This is a genomic window from Limnoglobus sp., assembly GCF_059499385.1.
Genome location: NZ_JCABYM010000083.1, coordinates 19633 through 42405, shown reverse-complemented (window position 1 = coordinate 42405; position 22773 = coordinate 19633). Strand labels below are relative to the sequence as shown.

Here is a 22773-nt window from a genome sequence, read left to right as displayed (position 1 = left end):
GGGGGGGGGGGGGGGGGGGGGGGGGGGGGGGGGGGGGGGGGGGGGGGGGGGCGGGGCCGGGCGGGGGGGGGGGGGGCCCCGCCCCCCCCCCCCCCCCCCGAGCTTCCTCCCGCCGTGAGGATCGCGTCCGAGGAAGGGAGGTTACCCCCCTCCCTAACCCTCCCCCCCAAGGGGGGAGGGAACAAAGCCAAAGCCGAAGACTTGTTCGCGGCGATTCCCCGTAATCCTTGCAACCCCGTGCCGCGGATGAGGCGGTGCAGCACCGTTTCCGCCTGGTCGTCGGCCGTGTGGCCGGTCGCGATCCAGTTCGCCCCGGCCGCGATTTCGTTCAGCCAGTCGTACCTGAGCCGTCGCGCCGCCCCTTCGAGATTCTCCTCCGCCGGAATCGCGATTCGCGTCGAAACAAACGGCAGCCCCAACCCGACCGCCAGCTCTTGCACGAACGCCTCGTCCGCGTCCGATTCCGCGCCGCGAAGTTGGTGGTTGACGTGCGCCACCGTCAGCGGCCCGGCCCCGACTTCCGCGAGCGCCCGTAGCAACGCCACGCTGTCCGGCCCGCCGGACACGGCGACGACACCCGCACCTTCGACGCGGTGCGCCGTCAGAAACTCGCGAACGGCCGCCGGAACCCGCACGTCGTCGCCTCAGCCGAGGTAGAATTTGAAAAGACACAGCGTGACGTTTGACACGAGCCGCTATTTTACGCACCGTGTCAATGTCCACTCCGCCACGGAGGGCCACCCGTGGCGGTGGCGGCGGTGGCGGTGTCGCCTGTCAAGTTGGCAGGCAACGGATCGTCCTTTCGCCTTGATTCTCCGAAACGCGAGGCTATCGTGTCCGATCGAGAACCGGAAACCGTCCCGCCGCAACCGCCGGTCGCCCGGCCGGTGAGGCGGCGGTACGAGGAGCGGGAGTACCCGCCCGCCACCGTGCGGATCAGCAAGCTGGCCCGCGCGTTCCTGGGGATTCTGGCGGTCGGGTTCATTTGCGTGTTCGCCACCGCCGCGTGGCTGCACCCGTACGCCGAGGACGGCACGCCGCTGACGATGGCGTCGCACACGCAGCTCGGCATGCCGCCGTGCAACATGGTGGTGCTGTACGGCAAGCCGTGCCCGTCGTGCGGGATGACGACGAGCTTCGCGCTGCTCGTCCACGGGGACGTGTGGAGTTCGATGAAGGCCAACTGGGTGGGGACCCTGATGGCCGCGTTCTGGATGGGGCTGATCCCGTGGGGGCTGTACGGCGCGGTCAAGGGCCGGGTGCCGTGGGTGAAGAACCTCGAAATGTTCCTTACCCTGTCCGTCGGCGCGATCCTCGTGCTGATGGTCCTGCGGTGGGTCTGGGTGCTGGTCTTCTGAAATGGGGGGTTCACGGATGAACCGCAAACTTCAACTGGGCGTCGTGGCGTTGGGTCTGTTCGTCGGCGGCGTCGGGTGCAACCCGGCGTCCCTCGGGTACTTCCTGTTCCGCGGCGACCAGAAGGCCCCGGCCGAGGCGAAGGCGTTCGAGCCGGTGAAGGACAAGCGGGAAGTCACCGTCGCGGTCCTCGTGAACGCCCCGGCGAACGCCGTCGAGTTCGCCGGGTTGGACCGCGAGATCGTGACGCAACTCGGCCGCGTGTTCGCGGAGCAGAGCAAGGACAAGAAGCCGCTCGTGAAGGTGATCGAGCCGGCGAAGCTCGACCGGTTCAAGGCCCAGACGCCCGGCTGGCGGTCGATGAGCGCCGCCGAGATCGGCAAGCAACTCGGGGCCGACTACGCGATGGAGATGACCATCACCGGCTTCGACCTCTACGAGAAGGATACCGGCCGGCTGATGTACATGGGCCAATCGAGCGCGAACGTCACCGTCTACGAGACGGCCGGCGGCACGGAGCACTCGCAGTACTTCGTGGAAGCCCCGATCGAGTCCCGCCCGGCGGACAGCATGCCGTCGAACCAGTACAAGACGATGCTGATTCAGCGGTTGGCCCTGCGGACGAGCTGGAAGCACATCCCGCACGTGACCGACACCCGCATCTCGGCCGTGCAGTAACGCAGTTGGTACAATCATCGGTAGCTCCACCGGGGACTGCCGATGATCGACTGGCTCCGCAACGTGGGGCGGGCGGTGTCCACGCTCGCCTCCGGCATGTTCGTCACCCTCTCGACGGCGATCCAGACGTACCGCCGCAAGCCGTTCACCGCGGCGTTCGCGTACCCGGAACAGCCCGTCCCCGTCCGCCCCCGCTACCGCGGCTACCACCGGTTCGACCTGACGACGTGCATCGGGTGCGACAAGTGCGCCCGCGCCTGCCCGGTCGATTGCATCTACATCGACAAGGAGAAGGCCCCACCGCCGGCGAAGGGGTTCGTCGTCACCGGGTTCAAGATCGACTACACGAAGTGCATGTTCTGCGCGCTGTGCGTGGACCCGTGCCCGGTGGACTGCATCTTCATGGGGTCGAACCACGACATCAGCTGCTACACCCGCGACGGGTGCGTCGTCGATTACGCGAAGCTGCCGCTGGCCGTGGCGTGGGGCCAGGATGCGCTGAACCCGACGGCCGTTCACGAGTCGAAGAAGGTCAGCCTCCCCGTGTGGACGAAGACATGACCGCGCTCGTCGTGACACTGTTGGTGTTCGTCGGCGTCGGCGCGACGATGCTCGCGGCGAACCTCGTCGTCGGGTGGTTCGTGCGGCCGGACAAGCCGACGCCGGAGAAGCACGAACCCTACGAGTGCGGCGAGGAGCCGATCGGCACGGCGTGGGTGCAGTTCGACCTGCGGTTCTACGTGGTCGCGCTGCTGTTCGTGATCTTCGACGTGGAAATCGCGTTCTTCTTCCCGTGGGCCGTCGTCTTCGGCAGCGCCAACAAGCTGGCCGACGAGGCCGTGCCGGTGGCCCAGCGGATCGAGATCGCGAACCAACTCTCGCTGACCACGACCGCCCCACCGCCGGAGGCGGCCGCCGCGTTCGCGCGGTTCGCGTTCCTGGAAATGATCGTGTTCTTCGCCATCCTGCTGCTCGGCTTCGCGTACCTGTGGAAGCGCGGCGACCTCGAATGGGTGCGGAGTACGCAGGGGCAGGGCGTAGACTCGGGAACACGACCGCCGGTATGATGGGAGAATAGCCGAGGGTTCGACATGGAAATCACGATTACCGATCCTGAGTTGCTGGCCCGCTTCGAGCAAGCAACGACCGCCGTGAACATCAAGGCCCCCGACGGGCGGGTTCTCGGACAGTTTGTCGTGGAGAACTTGTACAAGCTGCCGCCCGGTGTGAAGTCGCCGTTCACGGAGGAGGAGATGGCCGAACGTCGGAAGGATAGCGACCCTGGGCGATCACTCGCCGAGATTCTTCGAGACCTTCAGGCTCGCCAGCATTGACCTATGAAGTCGTTTGGAAGAAGCGGGCCGAGGGCGAGTTAGCCACGATTTGGTTGGCAGCCCTCGACCAAGCCAACGTTACACAAGTGGCAGAATTCCTAGAACGGGTCCTCAGGCGTGACCCACTCGCCGTTGGCGAATCGCGTACCTCGTCCGTTCATCGCATCGCCTGTTTCCCACCACTCGGCGTGGAATACGAAGTGATCGTGGACGACTCCCGAGTAATCGTTCACGGCGTCTTCACTGTAGGTTGAGTCTTTCCAGGAATAACTTTTCGATGCCTCCGCTGCTCGGTAACCGGTTCGACGACGGGTTCGTCGTCACCAACCTCGATGCCGCCATCAACTGGGCCCGCGAGTCGTCCCTGTGGCCGATGACGTTCGGGCTGGCGTGCTGCGCCATCGAGATGATGGCCGTCGGCGGGCCGCGGTACGACATCGACCGGTTCGGGGCCGGGGCGTTCCGGGCCACCCCACGGCAGGCCGACCTCATGATCGTCGCCGGGACGGTCAACCTGAAGATGGCCGAGCGGGTGCGGCGGCTGTACAACCAGATGCCGGAGCCGAAGTTCGTCATCGCGATGGGGGCCTGCACCTGCGGCGGCGGGCCGTACTACAAGTACGGGTACAACGTCGTGAAGGGCGTTGATCTCGTCGTGCCGGTGGACGTGTACGTGCCCGGCTGCCCGCCGCGGCCGGAGGCGCTGCTCGAAGGGCTGATGCGGGTGCAGGACAAGATTCGCACGATGAAGACGCTGGCGAAGGAAGCGACCGTGGACGTGCCGATGATCCCGGTCCGCACCGGCGCGGTGAAGTTGCCGGAGGAGTACGCGACGCCGGAAAGGGTGAACGAAGCTCAGAAGCATCAGAAAGAAAAGGCGAAGCCGACGAAGGCGTAACGGGAACAACGATGACGAGTGCCGAGATTCACGCCTTGTTGCACCAGCAGTTCGGCCCGGCGGTTTCGGCCGCCGAGCCGACGACCGTGGATGCGTCACGACTCGTCGAAGTCTGTCAGTTCCTTCGCGACGACCCGCGGCTGCGGTTCGATTTTCTCAACAACATCAGCGGGGTCGATTACCTCGAAACGGACGCGAAGAAGGTCGCGAAGGCCGGGTTCGAGCCGCACCTCGAAGTCGTCTACCACCTGTCGAGCGTCGCGTTCCCCGGCCGACGGTTCGCCCTCAAGGTCGTACTGCCGCGGTGGAAGGATGGCGTCGCCGGAGAGTTGCCGGAGGTCCCGTCGGTGGCGCACCTGTGGCGGACGGCCGACTGGCACGAGCGGGAGGTGTACGACCTCGTCGGCGTGCGGTTCCTCGGCCACCCGGACCCGCGGCGCATCCTCATGGCCGACGACTGGGTCGGCCACCCGCTGCGGAAGGACTTCGAGTACCCGCTGGAGTACCACGACATACGCTGCCGGTGAGCACCGTCACTTCGACTCGCACAGCCAGATTTCGTACTCGTGGAAGAAGAAGATCGCACGCTTGCCAGGAACGAGCGAGAGAATTGCGTCGCCGAAGTCGAAACCGGCGGCCGTGGCCACGTCGATCCACCGGGGCCGGTCGAAGAACTCGTAGTAAACACCCCGGCCCTTGATCGCAAGTATTTCCGAGCGGTACTCGACCAACCGACAAGTGCGCCGGTCCAGGTCCGCGTGCAGCTTGTGCGACTGGCGGCCGATCCGGTCCGGCCTTGTCGTCAGCAGCCAGTGCCAGCGTTCGCGCTTCTGACTCTGAACGAACGCCGCGACGAACGCCGTCATGTGCGCGAGGTAATCCGCCTCCTCGACGACCGGCAGCGTCGGCAGGACCGTCCACTTGTCGAGCGGTTCGTCACTCATCCGAACGCCTTCCGCAGCAACTCCAGGCTCTTCGGGATCGCCGTCTTCGCGTCTTCCTTCCCCTCGAACTCCAGCGACACGAACCCGCGGTAGTTTGCCTTCCGCATGATCTTCGCGATGCGGTCGTAGTCCAGGTCGAGCGTGTACCACGTCCCGCCGCCGTAGTACGTCTTCGTCTGGAGAAGGACCGTCTTCGCCGCGAGTTGTTCCAGTTTGGCGTAGGGGTCTTCGAGGAAGTTGCCGGTGTCGAGCGTCACCTGCAGCCACGGCGACTTGATCGCGTCCACGATCCGGGCCACGCCCTCCGGCGTGCGGCCGAGGCCCCAGTGGTTTTCGAGGCCGAGCGTCACGCCGCACTTCTCGGCGGCCTTCAGGCACGCCGTCAGCCCGTCGATGGCCCACCCGAACCCGTCCTCGTCCGTGTGGCCCTGGATCGGCGGCTCGATCCCCTTGTTTTTCATCAGCTCGTCGAAGTTCTTGCTCGTCCGCCACGTCCCGGTGTTCACCCGCATCGTCGGAATGCCCATCTTGTACGCCAGCTCGATCTGCTTGATCGTGAGGTCGATGTTCTTCTGCCGTTCCTCCTTCGCCGGGTAGAGGAAGCTCTGGTGCGTCGAGAACCCGCAGAGCGCGAGGCCGTTGACGAACGCCCGCCGCTTGATCTTCTGGAGCGCCGCGTCCGACTCGTCGGTCATCTGGCGGTGTAGGACCTCGACGGCGTCGAACCCCATCTCGGCCGCGAGGTCGATACACCTCTCGATGTCGCGGAGGGCGTCGTTCTTGAACTGCCAGAACGAGTACGTGGAGACGCCGATGGGGTTACGAATCTTCGGCGTCGGCTCCGCGGCCGACGCCGGCGGGAGGACGCAGGCCGCCGCGCCGGCGGCCAGGAACGAACGACGGGTCGGCGACATCGGCGATTCTCCGAAGTTATTGGATGATGATGCTCAGCCCGGCGGCGTCGGCCGGGATCGTGATCGTCTCGGCCTTCTCGCCGAACTTCCACGCGAACGAGTCCGGCAGCGTCAGCGCGAGCAGCGACTTCGCGGGCAGCTTCGTGGCCTTGCCGCCGACCTGCAACTGCAGGTCGCGGTCGGTGTAGTTGTAGAGGTTCACCGTCTGGTCGCCGGCGGATCGCTTCCCTTCAACGGGAATGACCCGGACCTTCGGCTCCGTCGGCAGGTACTTCGATTCCGAGATCTTCGGCAGTACGATCTCTGGCACGCTCTCCTTCTTCTCCTCCGCCTTCACCGGCACGATGGTCGTGGGCGGCAGCGTGATCGAGGGAACGTCAACCTTCGGCGGCGTCTCGAGTTTGGCGGACGGCAGGTCCAGCTTCGGCGGCGAATCGTCTTTCTTCTTCGGCGCGTCGATCGGGGGGAGCGTGAACGGGGCCGGTTCAGGGGCCTTCGGCTTCGGTTTCTCCGGAATCTCCGGCACGGCCGGGGACGGGATCGCGAGGTCGCTCTTCGGCAACTCTTGCTTCGGTGCATCCACCTTCTTCTCCGGCTCCGGCTTCTTCATCGGCATCGGTTCCGCCGCGGCCGCCGGCTTGACCTCCTTCGGGGCCGATGCGTCCGGCTTCTCCATCACCTTCGGCGGGGCCAACGGCTTCGCCGGCGGCGTCATCGCGGACGGGCACTCGACCACCGGCGGCGGCGGACACACGTAGGTGACCGGCGGGCACGGCGCGTACCGCGGCGGGCCGTAGCCGGGCGGGTAGTACGCGACGGCGAGGCCGGGGACGGCGAGCAGGCCGGTCGTGACGAACAGGGTAAAGCGGCGGGTCATGCGGGGGATTCCTTTCGCGAAAGTTGGGGCGGCCTGTACGCTAGCGTAGGACCGTGCGCGCGGCCGGCCACACGGTTTCCACGCGGAGGACCGCCGATGCGAACGCTCCCGACTTTGATCCTTCTGCTCGCGCTCGTGTCGCCGGCGGTCGCGCAAGCGGAGCGGTACGAACTCGGCCAGCGGCTGAAGCGGTTCGAGGCGGCGTGGGAGAAGCAGACGGACGCCGTGGCCCGGAAGCGGGCGATAGCGCTGTTGCCGGACATCACGCCGATGTTCTTCTCGCTGCGGTTCGGCGACGCCGGGCGGACGCTGGACCGCGCCCGCTGGCAACTCGCGGGGAAGGACGAACCGCCGGTCGCGGAGCAATGGCTGGAATCGCTGTACGCCGTGCCGGAGAAGCGGTTGGTGGACGCGAAGACACAAGAATTGACGGTCGAAGTGCGGGCGTTCTACAAGGTGAAAGCCGAAGTACCGGCGGGAGCGAACGTCACCCTGACACTCGGCGGGGACACCGTTTCCGTGCCCCTCGAGAAGCTGCCGGTGAAGGTGAAGGTTCCGTTCTCGTGGCTCGCTATTCTGTCATCTGATCAGAAACTTTGGCTCGACGCCAAGTTAAACGACAAGCTGATCGTTCGGCAGGTGCAATCCATCGGCAAGATTGAGAACCTCGTGGAATGGCTGAAGGCCGAACAGGCGGCGTGGCCGTACCAGGACGTGAAGAAGGACGACATCGACCTTTCCGGACTCGAAAACGGTTGGGAACTGGTCACCTTCCGAGATCGACTGGAGTCCTTATCAGAATGCGCAGAAGGGATCGTACCAGAAACGGACTTCAGTGTAGGGAGCGAGCAGTATTCAAAGGAATTTCAGAAGTACGGGTTCGTTTCCATCACGGCGGACACGCTGATCCTACGCCCAAAAGCCAACGAAAAACCGGTCCGCTTCTACACTCACAACCACTCTGGCGATCATCGAATCACGATCCCGCTCGACAAGAAGAAGACACAGCCCGTCCGCCTGTTCGTGCCGAAGGGCCTGGACCCGAAGAAGCCCGTGCCGCTGGTGGTCGCGCTGCACGGGGCCGGCGGCAGCGAGAACCTGTTCTTCGAGGGCTACGGGGCCGGGCACGTCGTCAAGGAATGCGAAACGCGCGGCTGGCTGCTCGTCTCGCCGCGGAGCGGCATCAGCTTCGGCGGCGGCCCGCCGGTGAAAACCATCATCGAGAAGCTGGCCGAGCGGTATCCGATCGACCGGGCGAAGGTGTTCGTCGTCGGCCACTCGATGGGGGCGGCCCAGGCGGTCTCGCTATGTCAGGAACACCCCGGCCTGTTCGCGGCCGCGGCGGCCCTCGGCGGCGGGGGCGGGCGGGTGAAGCAGGCCGCGTTCGCGAAGCTGCCGTTCTTCATCGGCGTCGGCGACAAGGACTTCGCGCTGGCCGGCGCGCTGGCGCTGGCGAAGGCGCTGCCGGACGCGACGCTGAAGGAGTACCCCGGCGTCGAGCACATGCTCATCGTCCGGACGGCCTTGCCGGACGTGTTCGCGATGTGGGATACCGTCGTCGGCAAGAAGTGACTCGGCGGCAGAAGGGTTCTAGATTAGCGGAATCGCTTTTTACACGGGGGCAGGGATGGGTGAGTTTCTCAGCCGGTTTTGGGAAATCGTCGTCACGCTGATCGACCCGCGGAACCTCTCGCACCCCGAACAGTTTCAGAAGGCCCTCAACCAACCCGGCGTCTTCTGGGCCGCGTTCGCCGCCGTCTGCGTTATCATCTTCACCGAAACCGGGCTGCTCATCGGCTTCCTCCTGCCCGGCGACTCGCTCCTCGTCGTCCTCGGCCTCGTGGCGAAGCTCGCGAACTGGAACGTCGTGCTGTTGATGGTCGCGCTCAGCGTCGCCGCCGTCCTCGGCGACACGGTCGGGTACGGCATCGGCGCGAAGGCCGGGCCGGCGCTGTTCAAGCGGCCGGACAGCCGGTTCTTCAAGCAGGAGTACCTGCAGGCCGCCCGCGACTTCTTCCAGCGGCACGGCGGCAAGTCGATCATCTTCGCCCGGTTCGTGCCGATCGTGCGGACGTTCGTGCCGGTCGTCGCCGGGGCCGCGAAGATGGAGTACAAGCGGTTCCTGTTCTTCAACGTGTTCGGCGGCATCGGCTGGATCGTGAGCATGTTGCTGTTCGGGTACTACGTCATCGACATCGCCGACCCGATCTTCCAACGGCTGCTCGGCCGGCCCGACTTCACCTGGGCGAAAAACATCGACGTCCTCGCGGCCACGGTCATCCTCGTCTCCATCGGGCCGCTGCTCTGGAAGGGTTGGAAGGAGTGGCGGAAACGGCGGGCGACGAAGGTTCTCGCGGTCACGCCGGAAGTGAAGGTTATCGCCCCGCCCGTTCTGACCGGCGAACCCGTCGCCGTGGAAGCGGAAAAAAAAACTCTGTAACCGAGCCACCCATGCCATCCACGACGATCACCGAGTACCTCCGCGGGCAGCTCGCCGACCTGAAGGCGAAGGGGCTGTACAAGGCCGAGCGGCGGATCGAGACGCCGCAACGGGCGACGATCACCGTCGGCGGCAAGGAGGTCGTCAACTTCTGCGCGAACAACTACCTCGGCCTCGCGAACCATCCTGATGTGATTGAAGCCGCGACCGCCGGCCTGAAGGAATGGGGCTACGGCCTGTCGTCGGTGCGGTTCATCTGCGGTACGCAGGACATCCACCGCCGGTGCGAGCAACAGGTCGCGAAGTTCTTCGGCAAGGGCGACAGCATCCTGTACATCTCCTGCTTCGACGCGAACGGCGGCCTGTTCGAGCCGCTGCTCGGCGACCGGGACGCGATCCTCTCGGACGAGCTCAACCACGCCAGCATCATCGACGGCGTGCGGCTCTGCAAGGCCCAGCGGTTCCGGTACAAGCACAACGACATGGCCGACCTGAAGGCCAAGTTGGAGGAAGCGAAGAACTGCCGGTTCAAGATGATCTTCACCGACAGCGTCTTCAGCATGGACGGCGACCTCGCGAAGCTGCCGGAGATTTGCGAACTGGCCGACCAGTACGACGCCATCGTCGGCATCGACGACTGTCACGGGACGGGCCACCTCGGCGCGACCGGCCGCGGCGGGGCGGAGGAACTCGGCGTCCTCGACCGGATCGACGTCATCACCGGCACGCTCGGCAAGACGCTCGGCGGCGCGAGCGGCGGGTTCACGGCCGCGTCCGCAGAGATCGTCGATTGGCTGAAGAATCGCTCGCGGCCCTACCTGTTCAGCAACAGCGTGCCGCCGTCGCTCGTCGCGGCCGGGATGAAGGCGCTCGAACTGGTCGAGACGAGCAACGACCTCCGCGAGAAGAGCCGGGCGAACACGAAGCGGATGCGCGGCGGGCTGGAGGCGGCCGGGTTCACGATCAAGCCCGGCCCGACGCCGATCCTGCCGGTCATGCTCGGCGACGCGGCCGTCGCCACGAAGATGGCCGACGAGTTGCTGACCCGCGGCATCTACGTCATCGGGTTCAGCTTCCCCGTCGTGCCGCAGGGCCAAGCCCGCATCAGGCTGCAAGTCTCCGCCGCGCATACCGAGCAGCAGATCGACGCCGCCCTCGCCGCGTTCACCGAGGTCGGCAAGAAGCTCGGCGTCATTTCATGAGCCGCCAGCCCTTGTCGTCCGCGGCGAGGGCGGTGTGCCCCTTGTGCTTGTCGAAGACCTTGTGCATCTCCGGGATGTCGTCGAAGAACCCGACGATGTGGGCGGCGCTGAACGATTCGCCCGCCTTTACCGGCTTCCCGTGGACCTCCTCGATCATCACGATGATGTTGTTCTTGTACCGCTGGCTCGCCCACGCCTCGTAGACGACCGACGGTTCGAGCGTCAGCCCGGCCAGCCACGGGCCGTCCTTGCCGGTCTTCGGGTCGCGGATGTGGTACGCCCGGATGAAGTGGTCCGGCGTCTTGTGCGTGTCCCGGCGGTAGTTGAACTTCAAGTCCGGCGGGAACGGCTCGAAGAACTCCGATGAAGGAATCCGCACGCCCTTCGACCCGTTCAGGTAGCTCAGGTACATCTCGCTGAACGTGTCCCCCTTGTTGTGCCGCACGCACCCCGGCGTGTCGTTGCGGAGGAACATCTCGTCCGAGTCGTTCACGCTGTCGATCTTGTCCATCAGCACGAAGAACCGCTCGCCCTTCGGGAACACGATCAGTTGCGTCCACTGCGAACCCGCCTTCTTGCCGGGGGCGGCGTACTCGTACTTGTACTTCGTCTGCACGGCGACGAAGTCCTTGCCGCGGATGACCTCCGGCGTCACCGGCTTCATCCACGGGCAAAGCTGCGGCCCCTCGATGGCCCGCTTGCGGTTCGTCGTGCCGTGGGCGATCCGCGCGTGCGCCACCCGTTCCGGGTCCTTCTCGTTCTCGTGCCAGGTGTACTTGCCGAGGCCGTCCTTCTCGGTCGGCCGCAGAACGTCCTGGTAACCCGCGTCGCTGCCGGCCTCCATGAGCCAGTCGATGACCATGAGGCCGTCGCCGAGTTCGCGGAACCCGGTCTGCTTGTCCAGGAACGACTGCTTCTCGATCCCGGTCATCCACTGCTTCGGGTTCTTCTTCGGGATGACGGCTTCGAGCTTGTCCGTCTCGATCTTGATGGCGCGGTCGTCCTCGACGACGCGATACCAGTCCCGCGCCGAGAGCGAACCGGAGCTGGCCGTAAGAACGAGTGCGAGCAGCCCAAGGGAATGCGTCATCGTGCGGAGTCCTTGAAAGGTGAAAGCAGGCGGGGCGTCGCTTCCGAAGCGACGCCCCACATCATGTTCGCGAAGAAATGCGCGATCAAGCAAAATCAATCGCCCGTCCACCGAACGGACACGATGAGGACCGTCTTACTCGTTTCGTCGATCTGGTAGCGGATACAGAGCGGGCGGAAGAACGCGATCCGCATGTTCTCGTTCCGGGATTCGCCCTGCTCGTGGGGGTTCAAGGCGAGCGTTCGGTCTAGAACCTGAACGCCTTCAAGGAGCGCGTCTTTGAAGGCGGACCGGAGAAACAGCGCGACGAGTTGTGCCTCCGCGTCCCGTCGCCACAGTACCGTGTAGTTGTTCATAGCTTCCGCAGGTCCCGGATGATGTCCGCAAGCGGTCGGGCCGGCTGCGGCGTCTTCAACGCCTCTGCACACGCGGCGTCGTCCAGCGGGTCCGGCCCCGGCAGTTTGACGTGGCTCAAGTCCTCGTAAGGCATAAGCAGTGCGATCACGTTCCCCTGCTCGTCGCACAGGGCCGTGCGGTCCGTGATCCCCTTCAACTTCGCCAGCATCGCGGCGTCGAGCGTGATTCGACTCATGACTTATTCCCTCCCACACCCATCATAACCGGGCGGCCCCTGGCACTCAACCGAGGGCCGCGGCTGGCCGTCACCCCTTCAGCATCTCGTCGTGCTTCATCCCGCTCGGCGGCAGGTCGGCCTTCCGGCAGTTCGCCAGCGCCGCCTTCGCCCCGGCCAGCTGGTCGGCGTCGTTGTCCTCCCACTCGATCGACACCGCCCCGTCGAACCCGACCCGGTTCAGCTCGATGAAGATGTCTTCCAGGCTGTTCGCGTCGCGGCTCGTCCCGGCCGTCACGAAGTTCCACCCGTTCGCCCAGTGGCCCATGTTCCGGTGACCGCCCAGCCGCCCGGCCCGGCAGTGCTCGCGGGCCACCCACACGCCCTTGACGTGGGCGCAGTGGATGTACTCCGGGTACTCGCGGATGAAGTCGATCACGCTCACGTTCTGCCACTCCATGTGCGACCCGTCGAGGTTGAACCCGACCGTGCCTTCAAAGCCCGCCTTGTTCATGTGCCGGATGTAGTCGCCGGCGCTCTCGATGTCGCCCATCGCACGTTCCGACGGGTGGCACTCCAGGTCGAACGTGACGCCGTACTCCTTGCAAAGCTTCCACACCGGCCCGAAGCGTTCCACTAACAGTTCGAGTGAGAGTTCGCGCACGTCCGGCAGCTTGTAGCCCTCGATCTCGCCCGGAAGCGGCGGAAACAGGAACCAGTGGCTCCAGCAGTTCGCCGGGCTGCCGACGAAACCCGGCAGCGCGACCTTCCGCCCCTGCAGCTTGCTCAAGTGCCCGGCGTACCGCACGCACGCCTCCAAGTCCTTCTTCGCCTCCGCGTGGACGAGCTTGCCGACCTCCTCCGGCACGAAGTACGGGTCGGTCCGCGGCGGGTTCTTGCCGCCCGCCCGCCACGCCTTGTACGCCGCCTTCGCCTCCCCCTTGCCGCTGCAGAAGTTCAGCGTCTTCGCGCTCGGCTCGTCCCCGAGGACCTGCCCCTGCAGGTGCGTCGCGACGGTGAAGATTTCGAGGCCGTGCTTCTTCGCGAGATCGACCCGCTCCTTCGCGTAGGCGGCGGCCCCGGCGTCGGTGTCGCACCGCCGCAGGTCGAGCTCCCACGACGCCTCCTCCCACCCGTCGAACCCGGCGTCCTGGATGAACTTCAGCCACTGGGCCTCCGGCACGTTGCCGAACTGCCCGCGGACGAGGCCGATCTGGTGGAAGCTGCCCTTGCCGTTCTTGTGCGTGGGGGTCTGGTGGAAGCCCATGGGGACTGCCTCAAAGGGAAAGGAGGGAGAAACGTGACGGCAGTTTACAACCGGGTCGGGAAACGGCCAACCGGCCGACGTGGTTCGACGACGTGACGTGGTAGAACGGGCCGCGCGCCGCGCGGCCCGCTGTCGCAACGAATAGATGAGGCTACTTCTTCACCGCCTTCGCGAACGCCTCCATGACCGCCTCCTCGTCCTTCTCGTTCACGGAGACGAACGCGAAAGACTTCACGACCTTCCCCTTGTTCACCAGCACGGCCGTCAGGTGCGCGTCGCTGTTGATCCCCCAGCCGTTCGGCGTCGCGCCGTCGTGGACGGCCATCGCCGTCTTGGCGAACTTGATCGACATCTGAATCTTCGGCAGCCGCTCCTTCCACATCGCCACGTCGCCGCCGACGATGACGGCCACGGCCTCGGCCTTGTCGCTCGCGTCGCCGATCTTTTCGTCCACCTTCTTCATAAACCGGGCCATCGGCCGGCTGAACTTCTCCGCGTTCACGAACAGGTAGATCGTCGGCTCGTCCTTCCGCTCGGCCGCGTAGTCGAGGTCCTTCCCCTCCTTCTCGCCGACCACGACCGACACCTTCAGCTCGGCCACCTTCTCGCCCGCCTTCGGGCCGGACTCCACGTCGGCCAAGCAGACCGCCGACGCGAGACAGAGAATGAACGCCGCGGATAACGCCTTCATCGTCAAACCTCCGGGGTGATGGATAGCGGGTACTCGGCAATCGACAGGCCGAGCGTGGGTATCGCCTGGAGTCTTCGCCAGCCGCGGGTCACGCGGGCCTCTTCCGCCTCGCGGTACTCGGCGTCGAACTGCCGCTTGTCGAACGGCCCGTCGCACGCGACCGGCGCGAATGAATCATCGACGACGTACTGGGCGAGCGCCGGGTTACAGGTGACGTGGCGTTCGGGTTGAAGGTGCAGCACTTCCATCGGCACCTCGCCGAGGACGTACCGCAGGTACAGGTCCGATTCCGTGACGACCTCCACGTCGCGGCCGCACACTTCGCACCGATAGCCTTCGTCGCACCGGGCCATGCCCGTATGTTATCTGTTGGGACGGCGACTTCCTAAACGAAGCCCGCCGGTTTCCGAGACACGATTTTCCCGCGGGTGCTCTTGTGGCCTTCCCCATCGTCGCGATCGTCGGCCGGCCGAACGTCGGCAAGTCGTCGCTGTTCAACATGCTCGCCGGCCGGCGGATCAGCATCGTCGATCCGACCGCCGGCGTGACCCGCGACCGAATCTCGACCATCCTGGAGGCCGACGGCCGCCACTTCGAGCTGGTGGACACCGGCGGCATGGGCATCGTCGATCACGACGACCTGACCGACGACGTGGAGCATCAAATCCGCGTCGCCATCGACATGGCCGCCGTCGTGCTGTTCGTCGTGGACATCCGCGAGGGCGTCGTGCCGCTCGACCAGGTCGTCGCGGAGCGGCTGCGCGCCGTCGGCAAGCCGACGATCTTCGTGGCGAACAAGGCCGACGAGGAGCACCACGACTCCGGGCTGAGCGAGCTGTTCCGCCTCGGGTACGGCGAGCCGGTCCTCGTCAGCGCGAACAGCAAGCGCGGCAAGGACGTGCTCGTCTCGAAGATTCTCGACAAACTGCCGGACGTGACGACGGAAGCGCCGGCGGACGTGTCGCTGAAGCTGGCCATCGTCGGCCGGCGGAACGTCGGCAAGAGTACGTTCATCAACAGCATCGCGAAGGAGGAGCGGGTCATCGTCTCGGAGGTGGCCGGGACGACGCGGGACAGCATCGACGTGCGGTTCGAGCGCGACGGCAAGACGTTCCTGGCGATCGACACGGCCGGCGTGCGGAAGAAGGGGAAGCTGGCGAGCGACATCGAGTTCTACAGCCTGCACCGGGCGGAGCGGTCGATCCGCCGGGCGGACGTGGTGCTGCACTTCTTCGACGCGCGGACGAAGATCGGCCGGGTGGACAAGCAGCTCGCGGAGTACGTGCTGGAGAACCACAAGCCGTGCATCTTCGTGGTGAACAAGTGGGACCTCGTCCGGCACGCGATGGAGACGGAGCGGATGGCGGACTACGTCCGCAAGGTGTTCCCGATGCTCGACCACGTCCCCATCGCGTTCGTGACGGCGAAGACGGGGAAGAACACGTTCCGGGTGTTCAACCTCGCACAGCAGCTCCACAAGCAGGCCGGCGAGCGCATCCCGACGGGGGAGCTGAACCGGATCATCCGCGCCGCCACGGACGCGAACGGCCCGCCGGTGCGGAACAACAAGCAGGGCAAAATCTTTTACGCCGCGCAGGTGGGATCGCACCCGCCGACGGTGGCGCTGGTGACGAACGGCCCGGACACGTTCGACGCGACGTACTTGCGCTACCTGACGAAGGTGCTGCGGGACCAGGGGCCGTTCGGCGAGGTGTCGATCAAGCTCATCGTCCGGGCGAAGGGCGAGACGGTCGGCGACGCGAAGTTCGAGGACGAAGTACCGGTTGAGGAAGACGCGATCGCGGCGGAGCCGGAACCCGAACCGGAGGCGAAGCCGCGGCGGAAGAAGAAGGGGCCGGAGGTGTGGGACCTATAGTAGTAGGCACACTCCGTGTGCCGTCTCGTTCATGCGCCCAGCGAGTTCGCCCGGGTCGCTGCGACAGACAGCAGACGGCACACGGAGTGTGCCTACTACTATGGCTCCACCGTGACTGGCGGCGCTTTCGGTGCGTCCAAGTCCGACGCATCCAGTCTCCCCTCGGCGAGCAGTTGCCGGAAGATCGTCACCGTCTCGCGGATGCCGTCGTCGAGCTTCGTCTTCGGCATCGGCCCCAGGTCCTTCTGCAACCCGTCGTCCGACAGGTCATACGCGATCGCGATCTGCGTCGTGCCATACGTCACCAGCTTCGCCGCCTCCGGTAGCACGCGGACGAGCGCCGCGTAGAACTCGCTCATCGGCACGACCTGGCCGCGGAGGTTGTAGCTCTTCGCCCCCTGGTACGGCCGCTCCAGACAGTTCACGAACGTCTTCGCCACGTCGTCCACGTACTGGAAGTCAGTCCACCCGCCGAAGCTGATCTGGTACGGCCGGCCGAGGACGACGGCCTTGATCGCCTTCGTCGGCTCGCTGGTCATGCCGAGGTCGCGGCCGACGCCGTACACCGTCCACGGCCGCAGCCCGACGCTGGACAGGCCGTTGTCCTGGAAGTAGATGCGGGCGTTCCCCTCGTTGCAGCACTTGAACACGCCGTAGTGCGTGCTCGGCACGAGCGTCACGTCGTCTGACAGCGCGCCGTTGGCCGGGTACTTGTCCGGCCCGCCGAACACGGCCGCGGAGCTGGCGTACACCAGCCGCTTCACCCGGTCGCCGGTGGCGCGGATCGCCTCGAAGATGGCGAGCGTGCCGAGGACATTGACCTTCGCGCCGAGCATCGGGTCGGCCCGGCACGTCGGAACCTGCAAGCCCGCCAAGTGGATGACGTGCGAAATTTGCTCATCCTTGAGCACCGTCGTGAACGCGGGCAGGTCGGTCACGTCGCCGGGGACGAACTGCACCTTTTGAACTTCGGCTTCCGGCAGGATGAGCCGAAGACGGCGGGGGTCTTCCTTGAGGTCGTAGACGAGAACGTCCGCGCCCTTGTTGAGCAGGTTGCGGGCGATCCACGCGCCGATGAAGCCGTACCCGCCGGTGATGAGCACACGCATGGGGAAGTCCGAAGTGGGAGGGAGGAAGGAGTGTTTATATAGCCGCCGGCTTGCCGGCGGGGTTTCGGGGGTCGCAAAACCCCGCCGGCAAGCCGGCGGCTATATGAAAACCGGTCGCGGCTACGCGGGTTCCGCCGTCGTCACGGCCGTCGTCTCGCCGACGTTCTCCTGCGCGACCTTCGCGAGCGTCACGAGCTTGTCGTTCTCGCTCGCCTTCATCACGCGGACGCCCTGCGTGTTGCGGCCGACGATGCTGATGTCCTCGACCTTCGACCGCGTCACCATCCCGTCCTTCGAGATCAGCATGACCTCGTCGCCGTCGCGGACGGCGGCGACGGCTACCACCTTGCCGTTGCGGTCGGTCGTCTTGATGTCGCGAACGCCCTTGCCGCCCCGCCGCTGCTTCCGATACCGGCGGGACGACGGCGAGTCCTCCGACTCCTCCGCCGCCGGGGCCTCTTCCGCCTCCTCGGCCGCGTCGCCGACGGTGTTCGGGCCGAACGGCGTCCGCTTGCCGTACCCGTTCTCGCAGACGGTCAAGAGATACCCGTCCGGGTCGGCGACGACCATGCCGATCATCTCGTCGTCCTTGCCGAGGTTGATGCCCTTCACGCCCTTCGTGTTCCGGCCCATGTCGCGGGCGTCCGCCTCGCCGAACCGCAGGGCCATGCCGTTGCGGGTGCTCAGCACGATCTCGTCGCCCGTGCGGGTGAGGGCCACGTCGATGAGCGTGTCGCCGTCTTCGAGGTTGATGCCGATGATCCCGCCGGCCCGCGGGCGGCTGTAATCGGTCAGCGGCGTCTTCTTCACCAGGCCGCGCTTCGTCGCCATGAGCAGCGAGAACTCCCCCTCGAAGTTGCGGACGGGGATGATGCTCGTGATCTTCTCGTCCGGCTTCAGTTGCAGCACGTTCGCGATCGACCGGCCGGCGGACGTGCGGGTCGCGGCCGGGACGTTGAACACCCGCAGCCAGTAGCACTGCCCCTTGTCGGTGAAGCAGAGCAGGTACGCCTTCGTGGACGCGACGAAGAAGTGCTCGACGAAGTCGTTCTCCCGCGTCCCGCCCTGCACGCCCTTCCCGCCGCGGCCCTGTACCCGGTACGTGTCCAGCGGCATCCGCTTCAGAAAGCCCTCGTGCGTCATCGTCACGACGTTGGGTTCATCCACGATCAAATCTTCGAGGTCGATGTCGCCGCCCTCGCTGGAAATCTCCGTCAGCCGCGGCGTGCCGTACTTGTCCCGCATGTCCCCCAAGTCTTTGCGGATGATCGCGAAAACCTTCGCCTCGTCGGCGAGCAGTTCCTCGTACCCGCGGATCTGCTCGCGGAGGGTCTTGAACTCCTTGAGGATTTCGTCGCGTTCGAGGTTGGCGAGCTGGCCGAGTTGCAGCCGGACGACGGCCTCCGCCTGCTGCTCGGTCATCCGGTAGGTGTCGGTCAGGCCGAGTTCCTGTTGCAGTGTGGCGAACCCCTCGGCCCCGAGCGCGCGTTCGAGGACGCTCGCCGCCACGACCATCTCTTGAAGTTGCACCTTTGCGTCGGCCCGGCTCGGGGCGGCCCGGATGATGCGGATGACCTCGTCCAGCGACGACAGCGCGATGAGCTGCCCTTCGAGGACGTGGCTCCGCCGCTTCGCCTCGCGGAGCAGGTGGGTCGTCCGCCGCCGGATCACGACGACCCGGTGGTCCAGGAACTTCTGCATCACCTCCTTGAGCGACAGCATCTCGGCCCGGCCGTCCACGAGCGCGAGCAGGCCGATGCTGACGGTCGATTGCAGCGGCGAGAACTGGTACAACTGCGACAGGACGAGGTGCGGGTCGGTCCCCCGCTTCAGCTCGACGACGATGCGGACCGGCTCCCCGGTGCGGGCGCTCGACTCATCGCGGGCCCCGGTGATGCCGGCGATGCGGTCGTTCTTGACCAACTCGCCGATGTCGGCCATCAGTTTGTTCCGGCTGACGGCGTAAGGGACTTCGCGGATCAGGATGCCCGGCGTCTTCCCCTTGCCTTCCTCGGTGACTTCCGCCCGCGCCCGGAGTTGAATCCGCGACCGCCGGCCGAGGTAGCCGTCGATGATCCCCTGCCGGCCCATGATCGTGCCGCCGGTCGGGAAGTCCGGGCCGGGGATGATCTCCAATAGTTCCTGCATCGACACGTCCGGCTGGTCGATCATCCGAATAAGACCGTCGCAGACCTCCCGCAGGTTGTGCGGCGGGATGTCGGTCGCCATGCCGACGGCGATGCCGTCGGACCCGTTGACGAGGAGGTTCGGGAACTTGCTCGGCAGCACGAGCGGCTCGCGGTACTTGCCGTCGTAGTTGTCGATGAAGTCAACGGTGTCGTATTCGAGGTCCGCGAGTAGTTCGCCGGCGACGTTCGACAGCCGGGCCTCGGTGTACCGGTGGGCGGCGGGCGGCAGCCCGGCGATCGACCCGAAGTTCCCCTGCCCGTGGATGAGCTTGGCCCGCATGACCCAGTCCTGGGCCATGCGGACGAGAGTGGCGTAGATCGACAGGTCGCCGTGCGGGTGGTACCTCTTCATCGTCTCGCCGATGATGCCGGCGCACTTGCTCGTGGACGAGTTCGGGTTCAGCCCGAGGTCGAGCATCGCGACGAGAATCCGCCGCTGGGACGGCTTGAGGCCGTCGCGAACGTCCGGCAGCGCCCGGCTAACCATGACCGACTGGGCGTAGGCGAGGTAGCTGGACTGCAGCTCGTCGGCGATGTCGATGGGGTTGATCGGGGCGTCGGGAACGAGGGCCGCGGGCGGGTCGCCAGCCGGGGGTGCGGGGGGCTGCTTGTCCTTGGCCAACGGCGTGCCTCCGGGGTGGGGATTAGCGTCTGGTATTTCTACGGATTTCGACCCCGTTCAACCATCAGAAATGACGCGAAAATGGCTGAAAAATCCGGGAAAAATGACGGCTTGAACGGATTGGAAATGAGGGCCGTGTGGGGGACGAACCGACGGCGAACGGCACGGCGTGAGCGTGCCGGTGTCGCCCCCGGCGGCCCACACCGGCACGCTCACGCCGTGCCGTTCGCCAAGCCGTCCGTTCCACCGCAATCGGCCGTCCGTCCCCGCGACGCTGCGAACGAGACGTTCGGGGCGCGAGTTACACCCCCCGCAACTCGTCCAGCGCGCCGCCGATGTCCGGCGACCGCATCAGCGACTCGCCGACAAGTACCGCCCGCACGCCGGCGGCCGCGAGGCGGTCGAGGTCGGCCTTCGACTTGATCCCGCTCTCGCTCACGACCGTCGCCGTCGGCGGAATCTTTGGCATCAGGTCCAACGTGTGTTCCAGCCGCGTCGCGAACGTCCGCAGGTCGCGGTTGTTGACGCCGACGAGCACCGCCCCGGCGTCCAGCACCCGAGGCAGCTCGTGGGCGTCGTGCAGTTCGACCAGGACGTGCAGCCCCAAGCGGTAGGCCTCCAGGTGCAGTTCGCCGAGCCGCGTGCCGGGCAGAATCTCCGCGATGAGCAGCACCGCGTCCGCCCCGGCGAGCCGGGCTTCGAGCAACTGGTAGCGGTCGAGGATAAACTCCTTTCGCAACAACGGCACGTCTACCGCCTTCCGAATCGCCACGAGGTAGTCGAGATGGCCCTGGAAGTATTGCTCGTCCGTTAGCACGCTGATGCACGCGGCCCCGTGGTTCGCATACGTCGTCGCGATCCGCACCGGGTCGAAGTCCGCGCGGATGACGCCCGCGGACGGCGACGCCTTCTTCACCTCGGCGATGACCCGCACCTCGCCGGGTCGGTTCAGCGCGGCGACGAAGTCCCGCACCGGCGGCAGGCCGCGGACCCGCGATTCCAGGTCCGCCTCCGGCAGCACGGCCTTCGCGGCCGCGATTTCCCGCCACTTCGTTTCGACGATCCGGTCCAGGACGTTCGGCATGTGTTGCTCGGAAAATAGTAGTAGGCACACTCCGTGTGCCGTCTCCTGTCGGACGCAGCGACCCGGACGAACGCCCCGCGGCGGTCATAGTAGTAGGCACACTCCGTGTGCCGTCTGCTGAATGCCGCGGTGTGTTCCGGCAGGTCTCCGCGACGGGAAGGAGACGGCACACGGAGTGTGCCTACTACTATTTCCGCTTCCCCACTCGCTTTTCGCGGCAGGGTGTGCGAATCTAGAGTTCCTACCTCAACGCCCGTCGCGAGACGACCCCGTGACTGATCCCCACAAACAGACCCGGCGTCACTTCCTCTCCGCGGCCGGCCTCTCGCTCGGCGGCCTTTGGCGGGCACAAGCCGCGGCCGCGCCCGCGGCGAGGAAGTCGATCCGCGCGTGCATCCTGATCTTCTATTATGGCGGCCCCAGCCACCTCGACACCTTCGACCTGAAACCGGACGCCCCGGCCGAGGTCCGCGGCGAGTTCAAGCCGATCCGCACGACCGCCCCCGGCGTGCTGTTCTCCGAACACCTGCCGCACCTGGCGAAGGTCGCGCACAAACTCGCGGTGATCCGCAGCGTGACGCACGGCGGGCGGCTGCACGACTCGGCGTCGATCCACGCCCTCACCGGGCGGCCGCTCGACGGGCCGGACCGCGAGCTGTTCGCCCCGCAGCCGCAGTTCTACCCGAGCTACGGCAGCGCCGTCTCGCACGCCCGCCGCGGCCGGCCGGCCGAGGTCCCGTTCGCGTCGCTGCCGTTCACGTTCCGCAACGTCCACCCGGTCCCGTGCCAGGGGGCGGGCATCCTCGGCAGCGCGTTCGACCCGCTGCACGTCGTCGTCGATGCGGCCACCCGGACGTACCACCCGGAGAACCTGCGGGCGAACAAGGAAGTGGATACGGCCCGCGAGCGGAGTCGGCGGTTGCTGTTGGATTCGCTCGAACGGCCGGGGACGACGCCGGAGTTCCGCGACCTGTACGCGAAGGCGTACCGGCTGCTCGAATCGGAAACGATCCGCACCGCGGCCGACATCTCCCGCGAGCCGGCGAAGGTCCGCGAGAAGTACGGCATCGCGCCCGAGACCGCCCACGCGAGCGCGATGCGAGGCCAGAACCTCCTCGTCGCCCGGCGGCTGGTCGAGGCGGGCGTGCCGTTCGTGAACGTGTACGACTTCCAACAACAGGGCCAGAACTGGGACTCGCACGCGGACAACTTCAAGCAACTCCGCGAGCACCTGCTGCCGCCCGCCGACCGGTCACTGGCGGCACTAATCGAAGACCTGGACGCCCGCGGGCTGCTGGATTCCACGCTCGTCGTCGCGATGGGCGAGTTCGGCCGGACACCGAAGGTCAACGGCACGGCCGGCCGCGACCACTGGCCGGACTGCTACTCCGTCGTCATCGCCGGCGGCGGCGTGACCGGCGGGGCGGTGTACGGGGCGAGCGACAAGATTGGCGCGTACCCGGCGACCGACCCGGTGATTCCCGGCGACCTGGCGGCGACGATCTTCTGGCGGTTCGGCATCGACCACACGGCCGAAATCCGCGACCCGACGAACCGCCCGCATCGCCTCGCGGCCGGGGAGCCGATCACGCGGCTGTTTCGGACCTGACCTTCCTCCAATCCCCGCCGAA

At 66.3% G+C, this 22773-nt stretch carries 25 protein-coding genes; 12 read left to right on the top strand and 13 right to left on the bottom strand.

Annotated features, from left to right (window positions below):
- Nucleotides 1–635, bottom strand: a 635-nt coding sequence (gene tilS, locus AC5JJ2_RS15950; RefSeq protein WP_495859002.1) for a tRNA lysidine(34) synthetase TilS, incomplete at its 3' end; no start/stop codon positions are given.
- Nucleotides 636–833: 198 nt separating this feature from the next.
- Here tilS and AC5JJ2_RS15945 point away from each other — a divergent pair.
- The 7 genes from AC5JJ2_RS15945 (at nucleotide 834) to AC5JJ2_RS15915 (ending at nucleotide 4793) form a co-directional block, all read left to right on the top strand.
- Nucleotides 834–1358 (top strand): DUF2752 domain-containing protein, encoded by a 525-nt coding sequence (locus AC5JJ2_RS15945; protein WP_495859001.1) that lies wholly within the window; start codon nucleotides 834–836, stop codon nucleotides 1356–1358.
- A gap of 16 nt (nucleotides 1359–1374) precedes the next feature.
- Entirely contained in the window at nucleotides 1375–2034 is a 660-nt protein-coding gene (locus tag AC5JJ2_RS15940; RefSeq protein WP_495859000.1) for a hypothetical protein, read from the top strand.
- A 42-nt stretch (nucleotides 2035–2076) separates the two neighbouring features.
- Nucleotides 2077–2595, top strand: a complete 519-nt coding sequence (locus AC5JJ2_RS15935) for a 4Fe-4S binding protein (protein ID WP_495858999.1) — start codon at nucleotides 2077–2079, stop codon at nucleotides 2593–2595.
- The gene (locus tag AC5JJ2_RS15930; protein WP_495858998.1) at nucleotides 2592–3101 is read left to right on the top strand and encodes an NADH-quinone oxidoreductase subunit A; all 510 of its coding nucleotides are present in this window, start codon (nucleotides 2592–2594) and stop codon (nucleotides 3099–3101) included. The genes AC5JJ2_RS15935 and AC5JJ2_RS15930 overlap by 4 nt, the downstream gene beginning before the upstream one ends.
- Before the next feature lie 24 nt (nucleotides 3102–3125).
- On the top strand, nucleotides 3126–3368 hold the full coding sequence (locus AC5JJ2_RS15925) for a hypothetical protein (protein WP_495858997.1): 243 nt from the start codon (nucleotides 3126–3128) through the stop codon (nucleotides 3366–3368).
- 277 nt (nucleotides 3369–3645) lie between these two features.
- On the top strand, nucleotides 3646–4266 hold the full coding sequence (locus AC5JJ2_RS15920) for an NADH-quinone oxidoreductase subunit B (RefSeq protein WP_495858996.1): 621 nt from the start codon (nucleotides 3646–3648) through the stop codon (nucleotides 4264–4266).
- Between the two features lie 11 nt (nucleotides 4267–4277).
- Nucleotides 4278–4793 carry an NADH-quinone oxidoreductase subunit C gene (locus AC5JJ2_RS15915; protein WP_495858995.1) on the top strand — a complete coding sequence of 172 codons (516 nt, stop codon included), beginning with the start codon at nucleotides 4278–4280 and terminating at the stop codon, nucleotides 4791–4793.
- A gap of 6 nt (nucleotides 4794–4799) precedes the next feature.
- Here the strand turns inward: AC5JJ2_RS15915 and AC5JJ2_RS15910 are convergent, their stop codons facing one another.
- The 3 genes from AC5JJ2_RS15910 to AC5JJ2_RS15900 are packed head-to-tail and all read right to left on the bottom strand — an operon-like array spanning nucleotide 4800 to nucleotide 7001.
- Complete coding sequence (locus tag AC5JJ2_RS15910; RefSeq protein WP_495858994.1) at nucleotides 4800–5210, bottom strand: hypothetical protein; 411 nt, start codon at nucleotides 5208–5210, stop codon at nucleotides 4800–4802.
- Nucleotides 5207–6124 (bottom strand): sugar phosphate isomerase/epimerase family protein, encoded by a 918-nt coding sequence (locus AC5JJ2_RS15905; protein ID WP_495858993.1) that lies wholly within the window; start codon nucleotides 6122–6124, stop codon nucleotides 5207–5209. Before AC5JJ2_RS15905 ends, AC5JJ2_RS15910 begins: the two co-directional genes overlap by 4 nt.
- A 16-nt stretch (nucleotides 6125–6140) precedes the next feature.
- On the bottom strand, nucleotides 6141–7001 hold the full coding sequence (locus AC5JJ2_RS15900; protein WP_495858992.1) for a hypothetical protein: 861 nt from the start codon (nucleotides 6999–7001) through the stop codon (nucleotides 6141–6143).
- 96 nt (nucleotides 7002–7097) lie between these two features.
- On the opposite strand from AC5JJ2_RS15900, the gene AC5JJ2_RS15895 reads away from it, so the two are divergent.
- Genes AC5JJ2_RS15895 through kbl form a run of 3 tightly spaced genes read left to right on the top strand, consistent with a single transcriptional unit; the run spans nucleotide 7098 to nucleotide 10643 of the window.
- On the top strand, nucleotides 7098–8573 hold the full coding sequence (locus tag AC5JJ2_RS15895; RefSeq protein WP_495858991.1) for a dienelactone hydrolase family protein: 1476 nt from the start codon (nucleotides 7098–7100) through the stop codon (nucleotides 8571–8573).
- Between the two features lie 55 nt (nucleotides 8574–8628).
- Nucleotides 8629–9441, top strand: coding sequence for a DedA family protein (locus AC5JJ2_RS15890; RefSeq protein WP_495858990.1), 813 nt, complete (start codon nucleotides 8629–8631; stop codon nucleotides 9439–9441).
- An 11-nt stretch (nucleotides 9442–9452) separates the two neighbouring features.
- On the top strand, nucleotides 9453–10643 hold the full coding sequence (gene kbl, locus AC5JJ2_RS15885; protein ID WP_495858989.1) for a glycine C-acetyltransferase: 1191 nt from the start codon (nucleotides 9453–9455) through the stop codon (nucleotides 10641–10643).
- Here kbl and AC5JJ2_RS15880 read toward each other — a convergent pair.
- The 6 genes from AC5JJ2_RS15880 to AC5JJ2_RS15855 form a co-directional block, all read right to left on the bottom strand.
- The gene (locus AC5JJ2_RS15880; RefSeq protein ID WP_495858988.1) at nucleotides 10633–11733 is read right to left on the bottom strand and encodes a hypothetical protein; all 1101 of its coding nucleotides are present in this window, start codon (nucleotides 11731–11733) and stop codon (nucleotides 10633–10635) included. The genes kbl and AC5JJ2_RS15880 overlap by 11 nt on opposite strands.
- A 95-nt stretch (nucleotides 11734–11828) precedes the next feature.
- Entirely contained in the window at nucleotides 11829–12089 is a 261-nt protein-coding gene (locus tag AC5JJ2_RS15875) for a type II toxin-antitoxin system RelE family toxin (RefSeq protein WP_495858987.1), read from the bottom strand.
- Nucleotides 12086–12325: a hypothetical protein gene (locus AC5JJ2_RS15870; RefSeq protein ID WP_495858986.1), complete on the bottom strand. Its 240-nt coding sequence runs from the start codon at nucleotides 12323–12325 to the stop codon at nucleotides 12086–12088. Before AC5JJ2_RS15870 ends, AC5JJ2_RS15875 begins: the two co-directional genes overlap by 4 nt.
- A 70-nt stretch (nucleotides 12326–12395) precedes the next feature.
- Nucleotides 12396–13571, bottom strand: coding sequence for a sugar phosphate isomerase/epimerase family protein (locus AC5JJ2_RS15865; RefSeq protein ID WP_495858985.1), 1176 nt, complete (start codon nucleotides 13569–13571; stop codon nucleotides 12396–12398).
- Nucleotides 13572–13722: 151 nt separating this feature from the next.
- Nucleotides 13723–14262, bottom strand: a complete 540-nt coding sequence (locus AC5JJ2_RS15860) for a hypothetical protein (protein WP_495858984.1) — start codon at nucleotides 14260–14262, stop codon at nucleotides 13723–13725.
- Between the two features lie 2 nt (nucleotides 14263–14264).
- A complete protein-coding gene (locus AC5JJ2_RS15855; protein ID WP_495858983.1) occupies nucleotides 14265–14615 on the bottom strand; it encodes a hypothetical protein in 351 nt (116 codons plus the stop codon).
- 83 nt (nucleotides 14616–14698) lie between these two features.
- On the opposite strand from AC5JJ2_RS15855, the gene der reads away from it, so the two are divergent.
- A complete protein-coding gene (der, locus tag AC5JJ2_RS15850; protein ID WP_495858982.1) occupies nucleotides 14699–16138 on the top strand; it encodes a ribosome biogenesis GTPase Der in 1440 nt (479 codons plus the stop codon).
- A gap of 98 nt (nucleotides 16139–16236) precedes the next feature.
- Here the strand turns inward: der and AC5JJ2_RS15845 are convergent, their stop codons facing one another.
- From AC5JJ2_RS15845 to trpC, 3 genes are all read right to left on the bottom strand, one after another.
- On the bottom strand, nucleotides 16237–17247 hold the full coding sequence (locus AC5JJ2_RS15845; protein ID WP_495858981.1) for an NAD-dependent epimerase/dehydratase family protein: 1011 nt from the start codon (nucleotides 17245–17247) through the stop codon (nucleotides 16237–16239).
- 120 nt (nucleotides 17248–17367) lie between these two features.
- Nucleotides 17368–20058 carry a DNA gyrase subunit A gene (gyrA, locus tag AC5JJ2_RS15840; protein ID WP_495858980.1) on the bottom strand — a complete coding sequence of 897 codons (2691 nt, stop codon included), beginning with the start codon at nucleotides 20056–20058 and terminating at the stop codon, nucleotides 17368–17370.
- Between the two features lie 301 nt (nucleotides 20059–20359).
- Nucleotides 20360–21142, bottom strand: coding sequence for an indole-3-glycerol phosphate synthase TrpC (gene trpC / locus AC5JJ2_RS15835; RefSeq protein WP_495858979.1), 783 nt, complete (start codon nucleotides 21140–21142; stop codon nucleotides 20360–20362).
- Between the two features lie 271 nt (nucleotides 21143–21413).
- On the opposite strand from trpC, the gene AC5JJ2_RS15830 reads away from it, so the two are divergent.
- A complete protein-coding gene (locus tag AC5JJ2_RS15830; protein ID WP_495858978.1) occupies nucleotides 21414–22751 on the top strand; it encodes a DUF1501 domain-containing protein in 1338 nt (445 codons plus the stop codon).
- The last annotated feature ends 22 nt before the right edge of the window (nucleotides 22752–22773 follow it).

Excerpts from the sequence above, each read along its gene's own strand:
- AC5JJ2_RS15920 (WP_495858996.1), top strand. The coding sequence starts at position 3,646 with ATGCCTCCGCTGCTCGGTAACCGGTTCGACGACGGGTTCGTCGTCACC.
- AC5JJ2_RS15900 (WP_495858992.1), bottom strand. The coding sequence starts at position 7,001 with ATGACCCGCCGCTTTACCCTGTTCGTCACGACCGGCCTGCTCGCCGTC.
- AC5JJ2_RS15855 (WP_495858983.1), bottom strand. The coding sequence starts at position 14,615 with ATGGCCCGGTGCGACGAAGGCTATCGGTGCGAAGTGTGCGGCCGCGAC.
- AC5JJ2_RS15905 (WP_495858993.1), bottom strand. The coding sequence starts at position 6,124 with ATGTCGCCGACCCGTCGTTCGTTCCTGGCCGCCGGCGCGGCGGCCTGC.
- AC5JJ2_RS15865 (WP_495858985.1), bottom strand. The coding sequence starts at position 13,571 with ATGGGCTTCCACCAGACCCCCACGCACAAGAACGGCAAGGGCAGCTTC.
- AC5JJ2_RS15870 (WP_495858986.1), bottom strand. The coding sequence starts at position 12,325 with ATGAGTCGAATCACGCTCGACGCCGCGATGCTGGCGAAGTTGAAGGGG.
- AC5JJ2_RS15875 (WP_495858987.1), bottom strand. The coding sequence starts at position 12,089 with ATGAACAACTACACGGTACTGTGGCGACGGGACGCGGAGGCACAACTC.
- trpC (WP_495858979.1), bottom strand. The coding sequence starts at position 21,142 with ATGCCGAACGTCCTGGACCGGATCGTCGAAACGAAGTGGCGGGAAATC.
- AC5JJ2_RS15895 (WP_495858991.1), top strand. The coding sequence starts at position 7,098 with ATGCGAACGCTCCCGACTTTGATCCTTCTGCTCGCGCTCGTGTCGCCG.
- AC5JJ2_RS15935 (WP_495858999.1), top strand. The coding sequence starts at position 2,077 with ATGATCGACTGGCTCCGCAACGTGGGGCGGGCGGTGTCCACGCTCGCC.
- AC5JJ2_RS15915 (WP_495858995.1), top strand. The coding sequence starts at position 4,278 with ATGACGAGTGCCGAGATTCACGCCTTGTTGCACCAGCAGTTCGGCCCG.
- AC5JJ2_RS15930 (WP_495858998.1), top strand. The coding sequence starts at position 2,592 with ATGACCGCGCTCGTCGTGACACTGTTGGTGTTCGTCGGCGTCGGCGCG.
- AC5JJ2_RS15890 (WP_495858990.1), top strand. The coding sequence starts at position 8,629 with ATGGGTGAGTTTCTCAGCCGGTTTTGGGAAATCGTCGTCACGCTGATC.
- AC5JJ2_RS15940 (WP_495859000.1), top strand. The coding sequence starts at position 1,375 with ATGAACCGCAAACTTCAACTGGGCGTCGTGGCGTTGGGTCTGTTCGTC.
- AC5JJ2_RS15860 (WP_495858984.1), bottom strand. The coding sequence starts at position 14,262 with ATGAAGGCGTTATCCGCGGCGTTCATTCTCTGTCTCGCGTCGGCGGTC.
- AC5JJ2_RS15845 (WP_495858981.1), bottom strand. The coding sequence starts at position 17,247 with ATGCGTGTGCTCATCACCGGCGGGTACGGCTTCATCGGCGCGTGGATC.
- AC5JJ2_RS15910 (WP_495858994.1), bottom strand. The coding sequence starts at position 5,210 with ATGAGTGACGAACCGCTCGACAAGTGGACGGTCCTGCCGACGCTGCCG.
- AC5JJ2_RS15925 (WP_495858997.1), top strand. The coding sequence starts at position 3,126 with ATGGAAATCACGATTACCGATCCTGAGTTGCTGGCCCGCTTCGAGCAA.
- AC5JJ2_RS15880 (WP_495858988.1), bottom strand. The coding sequence starts at position 11,733 with ATGACGCATTCCCTTGGGCTGCTCGCACTCGTTCTTACGGCCAGCTCC.
- kbl (WP_495858989.1), top strand. The coding sequence starts at position 9,453 with ATGCCATCCACGACGATCACCGAGTACCTCCGCGGGCAGCTCGCCGAC.